Source organism: Xenophilus azovorans DSM 13620 (assembly GCF_000745855.1).
Classification (GTDB): Bacteria; Pseudomonadota; Gammaproteobacteria; order Burkholderiales; family Burkholderiaceae_C; genus Xenophilus; species Xenophilus azovorans.
The window spans coordinates 1-12,229 of record NZ_JQKD01000056.1 but is presented as its reverse complement, the minus strand read 5'-3'; the positions used below and the strand labels follow the sequence as shown (position 1 = coordinate 12,229).

Below are 12,229 nucleotides of genomic sequence, written 5' to 3'. Positions count from 1 at the left end.
GGGGCGAACCCGCGCGGCCATCCGCGCTCAAAGATGCCCATGCAAGTCCTTTCCGAAACGACGACCGCTCCCCTCTCACCTGCCCCTTCCCTGGCCCGCGCCGGCGCCGCAAGGCACGCCGCCTGGCTGATGCTGACGGCAGCCGCCCTGGGCCTGGCCGCCTGCACCACCGCCCCGCCCGCCCCGGGGCCGCAGCCGACGCAACCCGCACCGGCGCCCTCCCCGTCCACGTCGGCAGCGCCGGCACCCGCGCCGCCGGCCCCGCCGGCGCTCTTCGCGCGGCCGGCCGAGGGCACCGTCGTCGGCCGCTTCGACGGCAAGCGCAACAAGGGCATCGATTTCGCCGGCAGCGCGGGCGACCCCGTCCTTGCCGCGGCCGACGGCCGCGTCGTCTTCGTCGGCAGCCAGTTGCGCGGCTACGGCAACATGGTGATCGTCAAGCACAGCGAGACCTACATCACGGCCTACGCCCACAACCAGAAGATCCTCGTCAAGGAAAAGGACCTCGTGCGCCGCGGCCAGCAGATCGCCGAGATGGGCAAGAGCGGCACCGATCGGGTGAAGCTGCACTTCGAGATCCGCAAGCAGGGCGTGGCGGTGGACCCGCAGCCCTACCTGGACGGACGCGCCCGCTGACCCGTCGGGTCGCCGCGCGAAGAAGCCGGTCATTTCGCAGGCTATAATGGTCGGCTTCGGTGTGTGGCGCAGCCTGGTAGCGCACTTGCATGGGGTGCAAGGGGTCGAAGGTTCGAATCCTTTCACACCGACCAACACAGCGTCCAAGGGCGTCCGGTTTCATCCACCGGACGCCCTTTTTCATTGGGAAATGCCTGGGAAAGCGGCCAGGAACGTCCACTGCGGTTCATTGACTGCCGGCGCCATCCCGGGGAACACTTCGGGGCACAGACCGGGGTAACAGCCGAAACCGGGGATCACGTTCCCCGGTTGCCCCCCATCCCCCCGGTTAGAGGATGCCCATGCTGACCGAAGTCCAATGCAAGAACGCCACGTGCCCGCCTGACAGGAAGCGGCTGCGCCTGACCGACGCTGGCGGCCTGTATCTGGAAGTCAGCCCGGCCGGCTCCAAGCGGTGGTTCTGGAAGACCTACAGCGACGGCAAGGAAGGCCGCTTCGCGCTCGGCAGCTACCCCTCCGTCTCGCTCAAGGCCGCTCGGCTGGCGCGCGATGCCGCGAAGCGGGACCGCTGCAACGGCGTGAATCTGGTCCAGGCTCGGAAGGTGGCGAAGCTGCGCGCCACCGTAGCCGAGGGTGACACGTTCCGGGCCGTCGCCGAGGAGTGGTTCGCCAAGAACTCCGGCCGCTGGAGCAGCCACTACGCGATCCGCGAGCGGCGCAACCTCGAAAAAGACCTCTATCCGTTCATCGGCACGCGCCGAGTGGCCGACGTGGAGCCTGTGGAACTCCTGGCCGTGCTGCGGCGAGTTGAGGAGCGCGGCGCCCTCGATGTAGCGCACCGGGTGCTCACGACCGCTCGGGCCGTCTGGCGCTACGGGGTCGCAACCGGCCGGGTTCCTCGCGACGCGACGGCCGACCTCAAGGGAGCGCTGACGCCGCACAAGGGCCGCCACTTCGCAGCCATCATCGAGCCCAAGGCGTTCGGAGCCCTCCTCCGCGCGATCCAGTCCTACCAAGGCGGTCCCATCGTGCGCACCGCCCTACATCTTGCGCCCATCCTGTTCCAGCGCCCCGGGGAACTGCGTGGCATGGCCTGGGCCGAACTCAACCTCGATGCCGCCCTGTGGACGATCCCGAGCGCACGCATGAAGCGCAGCGTCGAGAACAAGCGCGACGGCGACCCGCACGTGGTTCCTCTCCCGACCCAGGCCGTTGCCATCCTGCGCAAGCTGCAGCCGTTGACCGGCGGCGGAACCCTATGCTTTCCCGGCGAGCGCGACCACGAACGGCCGATCAGCGACAACACCCTGCGCGCGGCCCTGGCGACTCTCGGCTACGGCCCCACGGCGCAGAGCGTGCACGGGTTCCGCGCCAGCGCGCGCACGCTGCTGGCCGAGCAGCTTGAAGTGGAGCCCCTGTACATCGAGGCCCAGTTGGCGCACGTCGTGAAGGACGCCAACGGCCGGGCCTACAACCGAACGCAGTACCTCAAGCAACGCGTCGAGATGATGCAGCGCTGGGCGGACTACTTGGACACGCTGCGCGACGAGTCCACGGACCAATGAGAAAACCGGCTCGCTCCTGCGCCGCCCAAAGCGGGAGCATCGAAGACGGCCGCCCAACCAGTTCCACCCGACCGGGCAGCCGGATCACCACCTACCTCAAGGAGAAAGACAGTGAACAGCACCTATTTTAAGAAGGCTCGCGCCCTGGCCGCAGAACTCGCAGACACCCTGGACCACGCCGGCGATGTCCTGACCGACTACGTCAATGACGAGCTGAGCTGCACCCCCTACGCCCTAAGCACGGCCGCAAAGTCCCTCGCACAGCGCCTCGACGAAGCCCGAGACGACGACGCCATGCAGGAAATGATCTGCGACTATCAGCAGTTCGCCGGCCTGCTGCGCGCCTCGGCGCTGGGGCTGCGAGCCGAAATCGACAGGGTCGCTCCGGGCAAGGAAGAAAGCGCCGCCCGCCTCGCCGTCTCGGCCGTGCGCGCGGCGATCGGCATGACCGAGGCCATCAGCGAGAACCTCACGTCGATGATCCTGGCTTACGTTGCGGCAGCCCGCCGCGTGACCGCCTGACCTTCGTTCTCTGCTCACCGCCAGCCCGCCCCGCGCGGGCTTTTTTGTGCCCGATCCGCTACCCTCGCGCCATGCCCGACCAGCCCCTCGATCCTTCGGCCGAACGCGCCCTCGCGCATGCGCAGCAAGAGGTTGACCGCGCCTACCTGCAGGCGATCATCGACCGCCGAATGAACTTGGTGGACGCAGCCATCGCCGACAAGCTCCTGGCGATCTTTCCGCGCGCGTTGCCCGGGACGGCCATGGAGGCGGTGTTCGAGCGCGCCTGCCACGTCTACACCATCGCCGTGGCCTCGGCCGGCTATGCGTGCCTCACTCGCGAGGTATGCCGTGCCGCCAGCGAGGGAACGCTGGGGGAGCTACGCGACCACTTCAGGGCCGGCCTGGACGACGACGAGGATCAATAGACGGCGCCGTGGCCTCGACCGCCTATGCCTGGAAGTGTGCCGCGCCGCCAGCACGGCGCAGGCGTCCGACGAGTCCGCGCACACAGCCAACGCACAAGGCACCCACTTCGCTGAGGTTCGCGCCTTCCTGCTCAAGTACTACAGCATCGGCTTGCGTGCTGGCAATGGAAAGACGCCCAGGGCCGCACCCCGGGGGGAAAGGGGGCCGGGTACTTCGCGCCCGAAGCGGGCCGCGACAATAGCGCGGCCGATGGCGATGCAGATGCTCTGGCCTACCATCCACGGGCCAGCCTGGATGGGGCTGCCGGGGCGAGCTACAGCCGGTCCACCAGGCCCTTGATGGCGCTGATCGCGTTGAGCAGATAGTCCTCCTTGACTTGGACCCGATGGCCATTGATGGCTTGCTTCCCAACGGAAACTTCCAAGAACGGCTTTCCCTTTGCGAAAGCAACCACTCCCGTCGTCTGGAAGTCACGCACTTCCACAAACCCATCTTCCACGTTCGCGAAGGTGAAGATGTCCGGGTGCGTCTGAAGCAGCACTTCCACATCGCCTTCGATAGCCTCCAAAACAGCGGCATAGGCCGACGCCGCGCCCATGTACTGCGTCAGCCGGTTCTTGACGATCAGATGCACCTTGGGCAAGGGTCTGCCCGCATCCCGAAGCTTGGTCGCGAACGAGAACGCCGAGTAGATATCCGACGGCAGCTTGAGCCCGTACATGAGCGAGAAGGCGTTCTGGATGGCGCGCCGCGACGAATCGTCAGCCATCACCGGCAGCACAATTCGATCCGACGCCGCGAGCGCGATTTGGGTGTACAGCGAGAAGCTAGGGTTGCAGTCGAAGAACACCACGTCGTAGTCGTCCTCCACTTGCGCCAAGAAGTCGCTGATCCAATCGACAACTGCGATCCAGGGGCTAGTGCCAGGAATCTGGTTATTTGCGAGCGTGTTGACCGCGTTCGACTGCAGTTCCAACAGGGGATCGCCACACACCAAGTCGATATTGGGACGGATGCCGGCGTTGTACTGCGAGGGCTTCGTGATGAAGTCCTTGGCGTTGAAGGGAGGCGGCGAATACGGTGCAGGCAGCCGCAACTGGAAGTACCCTCCGATGCTGCAGCGCGGCGTGAGGCCCTGTCTCTGCAGAAGCTTCGCGCTACCCTGATTGCTCAGGCCGCCCAACATGAGTTCGGACAGGTTGGCCTGCGGACACACATCGATGACGAGGATGCGGGCATTCGGGTGATCGAACGCATAGCGCGTGATCGCTTGGAACGACAGGCTAGTCTTGCCGGTCCCGCCCTTGTTGTTCCAGAAAGCGTACTTCATTTCCATAACAATCAGTCCTTATCGGCCCTTTGATCGAACAATTTGGACATTGTATCGTCCATTTTGGACGTTTTCTCGTCCAGATGTGTCGAATTTTCAGTACCCTTCGAGCGGCCGCTCGCTCCTGCGGCGCGGCGGGCAGCGTGCACCGTCGATATCCCGCCAGATATCCACCTCGCGTGCGTACGCGGCCAGGAAGTTGGACGCCCTCCTTTCGTCCGCCGCCGCAGGCGCCCTGGCACCCGCAGCAGGCATCCTGTGGGGATCGATCTGCAGGCGCGGCCGTACCAGCCGGCGGCCAGCATCATCGACTTCGGTGCCGGTCCGTGGGCGCCCATCGAGCGCTCTGGACGGTCAGCACGGACGCTGGCGCGCATCCAGGCGGGCGGCAAGCGCTTCGGCGAGCGCTTTCTGGCGCCCTACTACGGCAGCAGGCAGGGGTGAGACCGGCCGCAGCCTGGACCGTCCCATCGGCGCCATCACCACGCGCGACCTCATCAAGGCACTGCGGGCGGCGGCATAGAGCTATGACCAAGCGCAGCCCCTGCCCCGTCGCCCCGTTTGCGTTCATCGCGCTCGACGAGCTGCTGGCAGACCCAGTGCACCCGCTGCCGGTGGCGCGCCTTGAGCCGCACCTGCGCGTCATGCGCGCGGGCCTGGACGCCCTACTCGACCGGCCGACGATAGCGGCATGGCAGGACGTAGGCGACGCCCTGCGCGTGCTGGCGATGGGCGTTGAGCTGGGCATCTTCACGGACCCCGGTCAGGAATGCGGCCGCGCGCTCGACGTGCTGATCGAACTGGGCGAGCACCAGGGCCTGGGCCTCGATGCCGACGACTGGCACTTGCCGCGCGGGGTGCTGAGGGACTACGCTGAACTGCTGGCGGCCATGCCGGCGCGACCTGATCCACACCCAGCGCCTCGCCGAGCGCCGGGCTAGGGCGACCGGTGAGGCGGTCGAGGGCGACAACACCTACACGAGCCGCCTGCGCGCGGCATGAGCACGCCTCGGGCCGTGGAACGCGCTTGGGCGAAGACGGAGTACGTTCTCATCGCCATGCCATGCTCAAGCTGAGCATCAGGCCCGCCGCGTGGGGGCCGTGCCGCTTCGGGAGCGCTATAGAGCGTGACGGCGCAGGCCCTCGGCCTCGGCCGCTTCGTTGGATCAAGGGGGCAGCGGCGCGCCTGCGGTCGTGATTCCGATGGCAGCGGTCACGAGGCACTCGATCTCAAAACCTGTTTGCTAGCGCCAGATGTCAACCAGCTCGGCAATCTTCTTCGCGACCACCGCCATCGAATCCTCTGAAGTGTCCAACCCGCTCCGCGAAGCAAGCATCGGGCTCACATCGCGGAGGGCGTTGTATGTCGTGCCGTGGACTATGGGCACGAGCCGGTTGCCCTGCAACAGAGCCGAAAGCTCCTTGTCGGCGACACCCTCATCAGGTAGCCGCTTCAATAGCGCGGGGGTCACCAGCACCAGCCCGATTTTCGAGTTCGCCAAGCCCTTGTCGATGGCGCGCATCATCGGCACACCCAGGCCGAGGTCTTTCTCGCTGAACCAAACCTTGACGCCGGCCTCCTCAAGCAAATCGTGCAGTTCTCTAGCTGGCCCCTGCCTGTCATCCCACGCGTGGCAGAGGAAGCAATCGCGAAGGTCTGGCCGTTCCGCCCGCACCTCGATTTCTGCGCGGACCGGAGTGAGGGATGCCAACTGAGCGGGCGTGTACAACGTCGAAGAACCTGGGCGCGACCAGCGCGCCTTTGAACTACCGCCCCCGCTGGACCTGCCACCACCGAGGCTGCTGTAGCTGTTCCCGCCGCCAGAGTAGGAAGACCCGTCGCCGTAGCCATAACCGTAACTGCGACGGTAGCCATAGCGGGAATTGCATGCAGGGCACGCCTCTGCTGCCGCAGACGACCTATGCCCACGTACCGGTGCTGTGCATTGAGCCATGCGCCAGATGATAGCGATTCGTTACCAAATGCGACACTAGTTCAGTGGCGGCGAAGTTGGCGAACATCGGCGCAGGGCAGTTTGCCGGCAATCAGCATGTGCCCTCTGCAAATTTGCAGACCCCTCAAGTCTCGCAGGCCGACGCAGCCGCACTCCTCAACGTCAGCACCCGTACCGTGGCTGCAGCCGCCAAGGTGCTGCACCAGGGCGCCGCATCGCTCATCGAAGCGGTCGAGCGCGGCGAGGGCCGTCCGCACTGCAATCCCACATGCAGAATGAGCGCAGGAGCACTTTGCGATGCCTGATACCGAGCGCCCCCAGTGCGCGCCGAACGACTACTTCACTACCGACTTCGAGCCGCATCTGTCGCTGCCCGGATTTTTCCCCGGCGCTGGCGGCTTCTTTCACAGTCATGCCGGTGGCAGTAAACGCATCCTAATCTTCGGCACTGACTTCGGGCCGCTGGAGTATCAGCAGAGCCTTACCGCGATGGGCGGCGAGCCCGAATCAAACCGCACCATCGCCAACCTGAGAGGCGTCCTGAACGATGCCGCGATCCCCTTACGGGACTGCTTTCTCACGAATTCCGTGCTCTGCTTGGGGAAGAGCAGGACTGATCTGCTGGGCCTCGCTCGATATTGGAAGCGCGATCCGGCCTACATCGAAGCCTGCGCAGAATGGCACCATGGGTTCATTTCCCGCCACCGCCCCGATGCCGTGGTGTTCATGGGAACGCCGCCCCTCTTGACGTTTGGGCGTGCTCTGTTTCCTGCCCTCGCGGATCATTGGCGCGGTTACAAGTCGCTGAATGCCACCTACGCCGCCGGGCGCGAAACATTTCAGCCTCCTGGCGGTCCACGTGTACTGCTCATCCCACACGCCTCCTTCTGGCATGTCAATGCGACCAAGTACCCCAAAGTCGCGAAACAGGCCGTTGAACATCTGCGGCGGCTTGCCCGAAGCAGGTACGGAGACGGCAACGGCCCCGCAGGGCCGTCTTCGTGAGTAGCGACACCATCAGGCCGGCGAGATGCCGCTGCTGGCGAGGTTCGCGATCCGGCGGTTGCTCACGTCCTGCGTGGTCCGGTCGTTGATCGACACCTGCACCGGCCCGCTGCCGCCGGCGGTGTTCAGCCGGTTCGGTACCTCGTCAGCGGGCGTCGGCGATACGGTCGGCGGCGTGGCAGGCGGCACGTTGGCGGCCGGCGCCCTCACGCCTACGATGCGGCGCCTACCCGCGCCGACGAACGATCTGCATGTAGCCGTCGGCGCGTCCGTTGCGGTAGAAGCGTTTCACCGGCACGGCCGCCTTGCCACCAGGGTTCAGCAGCCCATCCAGGCGGTCGCGCGCGGAGTCCAGCCACGCTGCAGCGTGAGGCGCCGGCTGCGGTTCGGCGGCAGGCGCGGGCGCTGCCGGCACCTGCGCGCGACGCGCGCGAGCGCTGGGGGCGGGAAGGAGCATCAGGCTCCAGTCGTCGGTGTCGTCTCTCATCGCTGAACTCGCGTTGCGTTCCAGTCGTTCGCGTCGATGGCCGTGAGCGTCGCGATCTGCATCTGCATCTGCGCCTGCACCAGGGAGCCGTCGGAGCCGCGAGGACCGGACAGAGGATAGGGAATGGACTCGATGACCAGCGGCATCAGCAGCCGGTTGGCGAAGCTCATGCCGATGATCTGCGGGGTCTTGCTGGCGAACAGGGAGGGCTCGCCACGCGCGGACGAGGCCAGGATGCCGTCGGGTGCGATTTCCTGCGGCACCGCCCAACGAATCAACTGGTCGATGGGCTTCTCCACCTCCTCCGCCGCGTCATCGTAGGCCCGGAAGTGGGCCGTCAGGTTGATCTTCATCGGCGGCATGCCGTTGAACACCTGCATGCTGTTGAGCTTGGTGAGGTTCGAGCGGCCTGCCAGCGAGGCGACGCGCCCGTTGACCTGATCCAGGCTTTCGATGGTCGGAAACTGCTTCTGGATCGCTTGCAGCACCGACGTGAGCGCCCCCGTCTGCAGCATGGCCGAGAGGGTCGAGAACTTCTGGTCCGGGCCGATGTTCTCGAATGCGGACTGCCAGTTGGCGGTGATCTCGGCGGTCGCTTCGGTGATGGGTGCCATGACCATCGGACCATCGGGATCGCGCACCCAGGTGGAGGACTGCTTGTCCTCCGATTCCTGGCGCTTGACGGCGAAGAAGTGCGCGAGCAGGTGCGCGTTCAGGCCATCCCACTTCGAGGTGAGCGCGGGCTGCACGCCGTTCAGGGCCGCGCCGTTCACGCGGTGGCTCCGACGACTTTCACCACGCGCGCAAGGGCGCCGGCCAGCTCCGCGTCCCGCTCGGCAATACGCTGCAGCGTCGGCATGCGCAGGTCGCCGTCGAGGGCGAGCCGAAGGGCTGTTGCCTCCTCGGCGTCGAAGGGCGTGTCGCCGACGCCCATGCGGTTCATGATGTGCAGCACCACGCCCTGCAGCGCCGCGACGGCCTGCTGACGCGCCTCGGGCACTTCCTCGCGGACCTCGACCGATTCCATGACCAGCAGCACCTCACCAGGGCGCAGCGCGGACAGCTCGGCGTTCTTGTGCGCGTCGGCCGTAAAGCCCCACTCGGCGGGCGGGGGCGCATGCACGTCGTTGCCCGTCAGCCAGACGGTGAAGATCATCGGCACGCCCTCGGCCTCAAGCACGATCTGCTGCATGCTGCGCACCACCGGCGCGTCAGGCGATTGATCCAGCTCCGCGATCAGGCAGAACACCGGCGGGCCATCGTCGGTGATCGCGCCCGCCGCCTTGGCGATGGCCTCGGCGTCGCGATCTTCCAGAACGCGCAGGCGCACCTGCCCGAGGCTGACGATCTTCGGTTCGGAGGCCTCCGCTTCGTCCCAGGTGTCGGGATCGTCGTCCCGGAACGGCTGGCCGTCGCGGTCGAGCGCGATGCGGTCGTACAGGTCGGCGGCGATGACGCCCGCGCGATTGGCGGGGGTGTTGATCGGGGTGTCGATGGTCATGGTCGTGTGCCAAAAGGCGAAGGGGTTGATCTAGTGACGCGCGCCCGGAACGGCGGCGAGCATGTGTTCGAGGGCGGCGAGGAGCACCGCGCTGTCGGGCCGCCCGCGCAGCTTGGTCATCGCGGTCTCGATCTGCCGGCTGGTGGCCGGCGGAGGCAGCTTGGCCGCGCGCTGCTGCGGCGGCACCACGATGCGGCGAGCCGTCTTGCGCGCGGTCGCGCGGTCTGCCTCCTGCTGGGTAGCGCGCACCGTCACGGTCTTGCGGACGCCGGGGCGTTCCAGCGCCGCGCGGGCCTGTTCGATGGCCTTCGCCACGTGCCGGCGAATCAGCAGCGAGCTGAGGGTGTCCACCGCGCGCACACCGTGCTTGCACAGGCAGCCTGCGAGCCGAGGGTTCCTGATCTTCGGGAAGCCAGTTTCCTGGCGCCCGTAGGCCCAGCCACCGACACTCGCGAGGTAGCGCAGCCAGAACGTGTGCGCCTCGCAGTCGCAGTTGAATCGGATCGGCGTCTCAGACAGCAGCCACGCGGCGGCCTGCTGCGCTGTGGCCGGACGTGCAACGGCGGCCGTGAACTGAGGTAGCTGCACCTCGAAGATGTGCCTGGACACCTTGCTGGCTGGCCCGGAATCGGTCGCCAGTCGCAGCACGTCTCCCCGCATGAACACCGGCACCGCGAACTTGATCTCGTCGCGGGCGCGCTTCAGGTCGATGGGGCGGCTCATCGAAAGGGCTTCGCGGGGCGTGATGCCGACGCGCAGGTTCTTGCCGACCTCGGCAATGCGGGCACGGAAACGGCGCAGGTCGTCCGCAGTGATGACGCGAGGCGCACCGTCGATGGTGGTCATCAGCACGCGGGCCGGAGACACCTTGCCGCTGACCGCCTCGGGCGAAAGGATCGTGGTGGCGGACTGCCGGCTGGCGAGGTCGGCCGCCTGGACGCGGCGTAGTGCCGCCTCGGTGTTGCCAATCTTGATGCGGCCGCCCGTCATCCCAGCCCCTCCGGTCCACGCCCTGACTGATAGTTCATTTCAATGATTTCCTGAAAAAGGTTAGCCAAACTTAGCTTCCGCTCGCCCGCTTTGGCGGGGTCGAAGCCGCCTCCAAGGCAGCCAGCAGCGCGCGTCCGCGCTCGGTCTTCCGGCATTCCGCAGCGAAGCGTTCACGGGCAACGCGCGTGGCTTCCTCGGCCCGGAGTGCAACCTCGTACTTCATCTGCGACCGGGCTCGCGCGGCCTTGCCCTCGGGCGTGCGGCCATACTCCCGGGCCGCCTCGGCCAGGCAATCCTTGCAGCGAGCCCGGTAGCCCCCACGGCCGTTCGTAGAGAACGCGGACAGCTCCAGCTCGACGCGGCAGCCACGGCACGTCTTCCAGCCGCTGGGGGCGCAGTCGTCAGGAACGTTTTCGGGGGAAAGAAGCGATTCCGGCGGCAGGTACCTTCGCACCGATACGAACCGTCGGGTGCGACGGTCATAGACGTGCCTGTCGGCGTCGTAGTCCTCATCGCCCCACCACTCGCGACACCAGCGCTCCCACTGCTCGGCCGTGGGCTCGGGGCGCCTGAGCGCGCGGGGCTTGTAGGGACCGCGCGCGATGCCCGGCTTCGACCCGCGCCGCGACGGCTCGGCCGCCGGGCTGGTGCCGGAGGATGCCGCCGTCTTGACGCGAACGCGGGTCACGGTCATCAGGCGGCTTACAGCTCGGCGGCGGCCGGCACCATGCCGAGGGCGATGCGCGCCTTGTCGATGGCGGCCAGGATGGTCTCGTGGCCGTCGGCCTCGGTGACCTGCTGCAGGCGGTCGAGGTCGAGCACGCGCTGCGCGACCATGGGCTCGATGCGCGCGATCTTGGCGCCCAGGCGGGCCATCTCAGCCTTGAGCGCCGCAACCTTTTCGCCCTTGTCCTCCTCCGAGGGCTCGGGCGGCAGCACCACGCCGGCCTCCTCCAGCGCGCGCGGGTCCAGGCCCTTCACGCGCATGAGTTGCTGGCGCAGCGAGCCCTCCGACCAGACGAAGGAAGCCGAGGTGAACTTACGGTTCACGCCTTCGAGTTCGAGGGAAAGCTCCTTCAGGCGGACTTCCAGCGCATCACGAACCGGAGCCAGGACAGCGGCATGCCGACGGTTCGCGGCGACCATCGCATCGTGTGCGGCCTCAGCATGAGCGCCCTGCGCCTCGGCGGCGGTCGCGAGACCGGCCAGCGTGGCGAGCACCTGCTCGGTGGTCGGGCGGGTGATGCCGTCGGCCGCAAGCGCATCCAGCGCCTCGAAGATGAGAGAGCGAGACGTTTCCTTCGCGAGCGCGCGGCGACGCGCGGCCAGCACTTCGACAGCGGCGACCGTCGCGGCCTTGTTTGCATCGAGGTTCGCAATGGCGGCGTCGGCTGCGGGAGTAGATTGATAGATCATCTGGTTCCTCTGTGAGTGGTGTGGTCAGGCCGTCTCGATGACGGGGCTGGGCTGTTCGTGGTCCGCCGCCTGCGCGCAGGCGGCGAGGAAGGCGTCCACGTCCTCGCGGCGGTAGCGGATCGCTCGGCCGATCTGGAGGTGGCGCGGGCGGGGGCGCACGTCATCGCGGCGCCACATGGCGAGCGTGTCGGGGTGAACCCCGAGTTCATCCGCGAGGGCGGCTTCGGACAGCAGTCGCTGGGAGCTTGCCGTCGGAGTGGTGATCTTCTGGGTCATGGCGGTGACTGAGAGTGGATGAATGAACCTGATCTTCCCGGCCTCAGGCTGATTGAGCCTGCCCGTTTTTTCCACCAAGATCGAGTTGCGCCGCACTCGCGCCCACCACGTCCGCCTGCTCGATCTGCGCGAACATCC

The 12,229-nt window shown here is 66.9% G+C and carries 18 protein-coding genes and 1 tRNA gene; 9 read left to right on the top strand and 10 right to left on the bottom strand.

The features are described 5' to 3' along the window. The first annotated feature begins 39 nt into the window (after positions 1-39). From Q392_RS34135 to Q392_RS22525, 5 genes are all read left to right on the top strand, one after another. Positions 40-636, top strand: coding sequence for a murein hydrolase activator EnvC family protein (locus tag Q392_RS34135; protein ID WP_342665632.1), 597 nt, complete (start codon positions 40-42; stop codon positions 634-636). Between the two features lie 57 nt (positions 637-693). Further along, a tRNA-Pro gene (locus Q392_RS22540) sits at positions 694-770 on the top strand. A 207-nt stretch (positions 771-977) separates the two neighbouring features. Next, positions 978-2,201, top strand: a complete 1,224-nt coding sequence (locus tag Q392_RS22535) for a tyrosine-type recombinase/integrase (protein ID WP_038212805.1) — start codon at positions 978-980, stop codon at positions 2,199-2,201. A 111-nt stretch (positions 2,202-2,312) separates the two neighbouring features. Next, complete coding sequence (locus Q392_RS22530) at positions 2,313-2,723, top strand: hypothetical protein (RefSeq protein WP_038212802.1); 411 nt, start codon at positions 2,313-2,315, stop codon at positions 2,721-2,723. A gap of 71 nt (positions 2,724-2,794) precedes the next feature. Beyond that, positions 2,795-3,130, top strand: coding sequence for a hypothetical protein (locus tag Q392_RS22525; protein WP_038212800.1), 336 nt, complete (start codon positions 2,795-2,797; stop codon positions 3,128-3,130). A 314-nt stretch (positions 3,131-3,444) separates the two neighbouring features. Here the strand turns inward: Q392_RS22525 and Q392_RS22520 are convergent, their stop codons facing one another. Then, positions 3,445-4,467, bottom strand: a complete 1,023-nt coding sequence (locus Q392_RS22520) for a ParA family protein (RefSeq protein WP_038212797.1) — start codon at positions 4,465-4,467, stop codon at positions 3,445-3,447. A gap of 252 nt (positions 4,468-4,719) precedes the next feature. Here Q392_RS22520 and Q392_RS22515 point away from each other — a divergent pair, with 252 nt between their 5' ends. Continuing rightward, positions 4,720-4,905, top strand: coding sequence for a hypothetical protein (locus Q392_RS22515; RefSeq protein ID WP_038212795.1), 186 nt, complete (start codon positions 4,720-4,722; stop codon positions 4,903-4,905). A gap of 83 nt (positions 4,906-4,988) precedes the next feature. After that, positions 4,989-5,402, top strand: a complete 414-nt coding sequence (locus tag Q392_RS31435; RefSeq protein ID WP_051953869.1) for a hypothetical protein — start codon at positions 4,989-4,991, stop codon at positions 5,400-5,402. Between the two features lie 303 nt (positions 5,403-5,705). Here Q392_RS31435 and Q392_RS22510 read toward each other — a convergent pair whose 3' ends face one another. Further along, a complete protein-coding gene (locus tag Q392_RS22510) occupies positions 5,706-6,191 on the bottom strand; it encodes a toll/interleukin-1 receptor domain-containing protein (protein WP_245610782.1) in 486 nt (161 codons plus the stop codon). Positions 6,192-6,472: 281 nt separating this feature from the next. On the opposite strand from Q392_RS22510, the gene Q392_RS32980 reads away from it, so the two are divergent. Both Q392_RS32980 and Q392_RS32195 read left to right on the top strand, forming a co-directional pair. Continuing rightward, on the top strand, positions 6,473-6,721 hold the full coding sequence (locus Q392_RS32980) for a hypothetical protein (protein WP_157008152.1): 249 nt from the start codon (positions 6,473-6,475) through the stop codon (positions 6,719-6,721). After that, complete coding sequence (locus Q392_RS32195) at positions 6,714-7,421, top strand: uracil-DNA glycosylase family protein (protein WP_084217341.1); 708 nt, start codon at positions 6,714-6,716, stop codon at positions 7,419-7,421. Before Q392_RS32980 ends, Q392_RS32195 begins: the two co-directional genes overlap by 8 nt. Before the next feature lie 12 nt (positions 7,422-7,433). Here Q392_RS32195 and Q392_RS22505 read toward each other — a convergent pair whose 3' ends face one another. The 8 genes from Q392_RS22505 to Q392_RS22470 form a co-directional block, all read right to left on the bottom strand. After that, complete coding sequence (locus tag Q392_RS22505) at positions 7,434-7,631, bottom strand: hypothetical protein (RefSeq protein WP_038212789.1); 198 nt, start codon at positions 7,629-7,631, stop codon at positions 7,434-7,436. A gap of 16 nt (positions 7,632-7,647) precedes the next feature. Then, positions 7,648-7,908: a hypothetical protein gene (locus Q392_RS22500; protein ID WP_038212787.1), complete on the bottom strand. Its 261-nt coding sequence runs from the start codon at positions 7,906-7,908 to the stop codon at positions 7,648-7,650. Beyond that, complete coding sequence (locus Q392_RS22495; protein WP_038212776.1) at positions 7,905-8,681, bottom strand: hypothetical protein; 777 nt, start codon at positions 8,679-8,681, stop codon at positions 7,905-7,907. Before Q392_RS22495 ends, Q392_RS22500 begins: the two co-directional genes overlap by 4 nt. Next, entirely contained in the window at positions 8,678-9,409 is a 732-nt protein-coding gene (locus tag Q392_RS22490) for a hypothetical protein (protein WP_038212773.1), read from the bottom strand. Before Q392_RS22490 ends, Q392_RS22495 begins: the two co-directional genes overlap by 4 nt. A 30-nt stretch (positions 9,410-9,439) precedes the next feature. Then, positions 9,440-10,399, bottom strand: coding sequence for a hypothetical protein (locus Q392_RS22485; protein ID WP_038212771.1), 960 nt, complete (start codon positions 10,397-10,399; stop codon positions 9,440-9,442). 70 nt (positions 10,400-10,469) lie between these two features. Continuing rightward, the gene (locus Q392_RS22480; protein WP_038212768.1) at positions 10,470-11,093 is read right to left on the bottom strand and encodes a hypothetical protein; all 624 of its coding nucleotides are present in this window, start codon (positions 11,091-11,093) and stop codon (positions 10,470-10,472) included. 8 nt (positions 11,094-11,101) lie between these two features. Continuing rightward, positions 11,102-11,815 (bottom strand): hypothetical protein, encoded by a 714-nt coding sequence (locus tag Q392_RS22475; protein ID WP_038212766.1) that lies wholly within the window; start codon positions 11,813-11,815, stop codon positions 11,102-11,104. 24 nt (positions 11,816-11,839) lie between these two features. Continuing rightward, complete coding sequence (locus tag Q392_RS22470) at positions 11,840-12,091, bottom strand: helix-turn-helix domain-containing protein (protein ID WP_038205525.1); 252 nt, start codon at positions 12,089-12,091, stop codon at positions 11,840-11,842. Positions 12,092-12,229: the final 138 nt, after the last annotated feature.

What these genes read in the sequence shown, in the direction of transcription:
- Q392_RS32195 (WP_084217341.1), top strand. Translation starts at nt 6,714, where the DNA reads ATGCCTGATACCGAGCGCCCCCAGTGCGCGCCGAACGACTACTTCACT.
- Q392_RS31435 (WP_051953869.1), top strand. Translation starts at nt 4,989, where the DNA reads ATGACCAAGCGCAGCCCCTGCCCCGTCGCCCCGTTTGCGTTCATCGCG.
- Q392_RS22490 (WP_038212773.1), bottom strand. Translation starts at nt 9,409, where the DNA reads ATGACCATCGACACCCCGATCAACACCCCCGCCAATCGCGCGGGCGTC.
- Q392_RS22535 (WP_038212805.1), top strand. Translation starts at nt 978, where the DNA reads ATGCTGACCGAAGTCCAATGCAAGAACGCCACGTGCCCGCCTGACAGG.
- Q392_RS22520 (WP_038212797.1), bottom strand. Translation starts at nt 4,467, where the DNA reads ATGGAAATGAAGTACGCTTTCTGGAACAACAAGGGCGGGACCGGCAAG.
- Q392_RS22525 (WP_038212800.1), top strand. Translation starts at nt 2,795, where the DNA reads ATGCCCGACCAGCCCCTCGATCCTTCGGCCGAACGCGCCCTCGCGCAT.
- Q392_RS22480 (WP_038212768.1), bottom strand. Translation starts at nt 11,093, where the DNA reads ATGACCGTGACCCGCGTTCGCGTCAAGACGGCGGCATCCTCCGGCACC.
- Q392_RS22475 (WP_038212766.1), bottom strand. Translation starts at nt 11,815, where the DNA reads ATGATCTATCAATCTACTCCCGCAGCCGACGCCGCCATTGCGAACCTC.
- Q392_RS22470 (WP_038205525.1), bottom strand. Translation starts at nt 12,091, where the DNA reads ATGACCCAGAAGATCACCACTCCGACGGCAAGCTCCCAGCGACTGCTG.
- Q392_RS34135 (WP_342665632.1), top strand. Translation starts at nt 40, where the DNA reads ATGCAAGTCCTTTCCGAAACGACGACCGCTCCCCTCTCACCTGCCCCT.
- Q392_RS22500 (WP_038212787.1), bottom strand. Translation starts at nt 7,908, where the DNA reads ATGAGAGACGACACCGACGACTGGAGCCTGATGCTCCTTCCCGCCCCC.
- Q392_RS22485 (WP_038212771.1), bottom strand. Translation starts at nt 10,399, where the DNA reads ATGACGGGCGGCCGCATCAAGATTGGCAACACCGAGGCGGCACTACGC.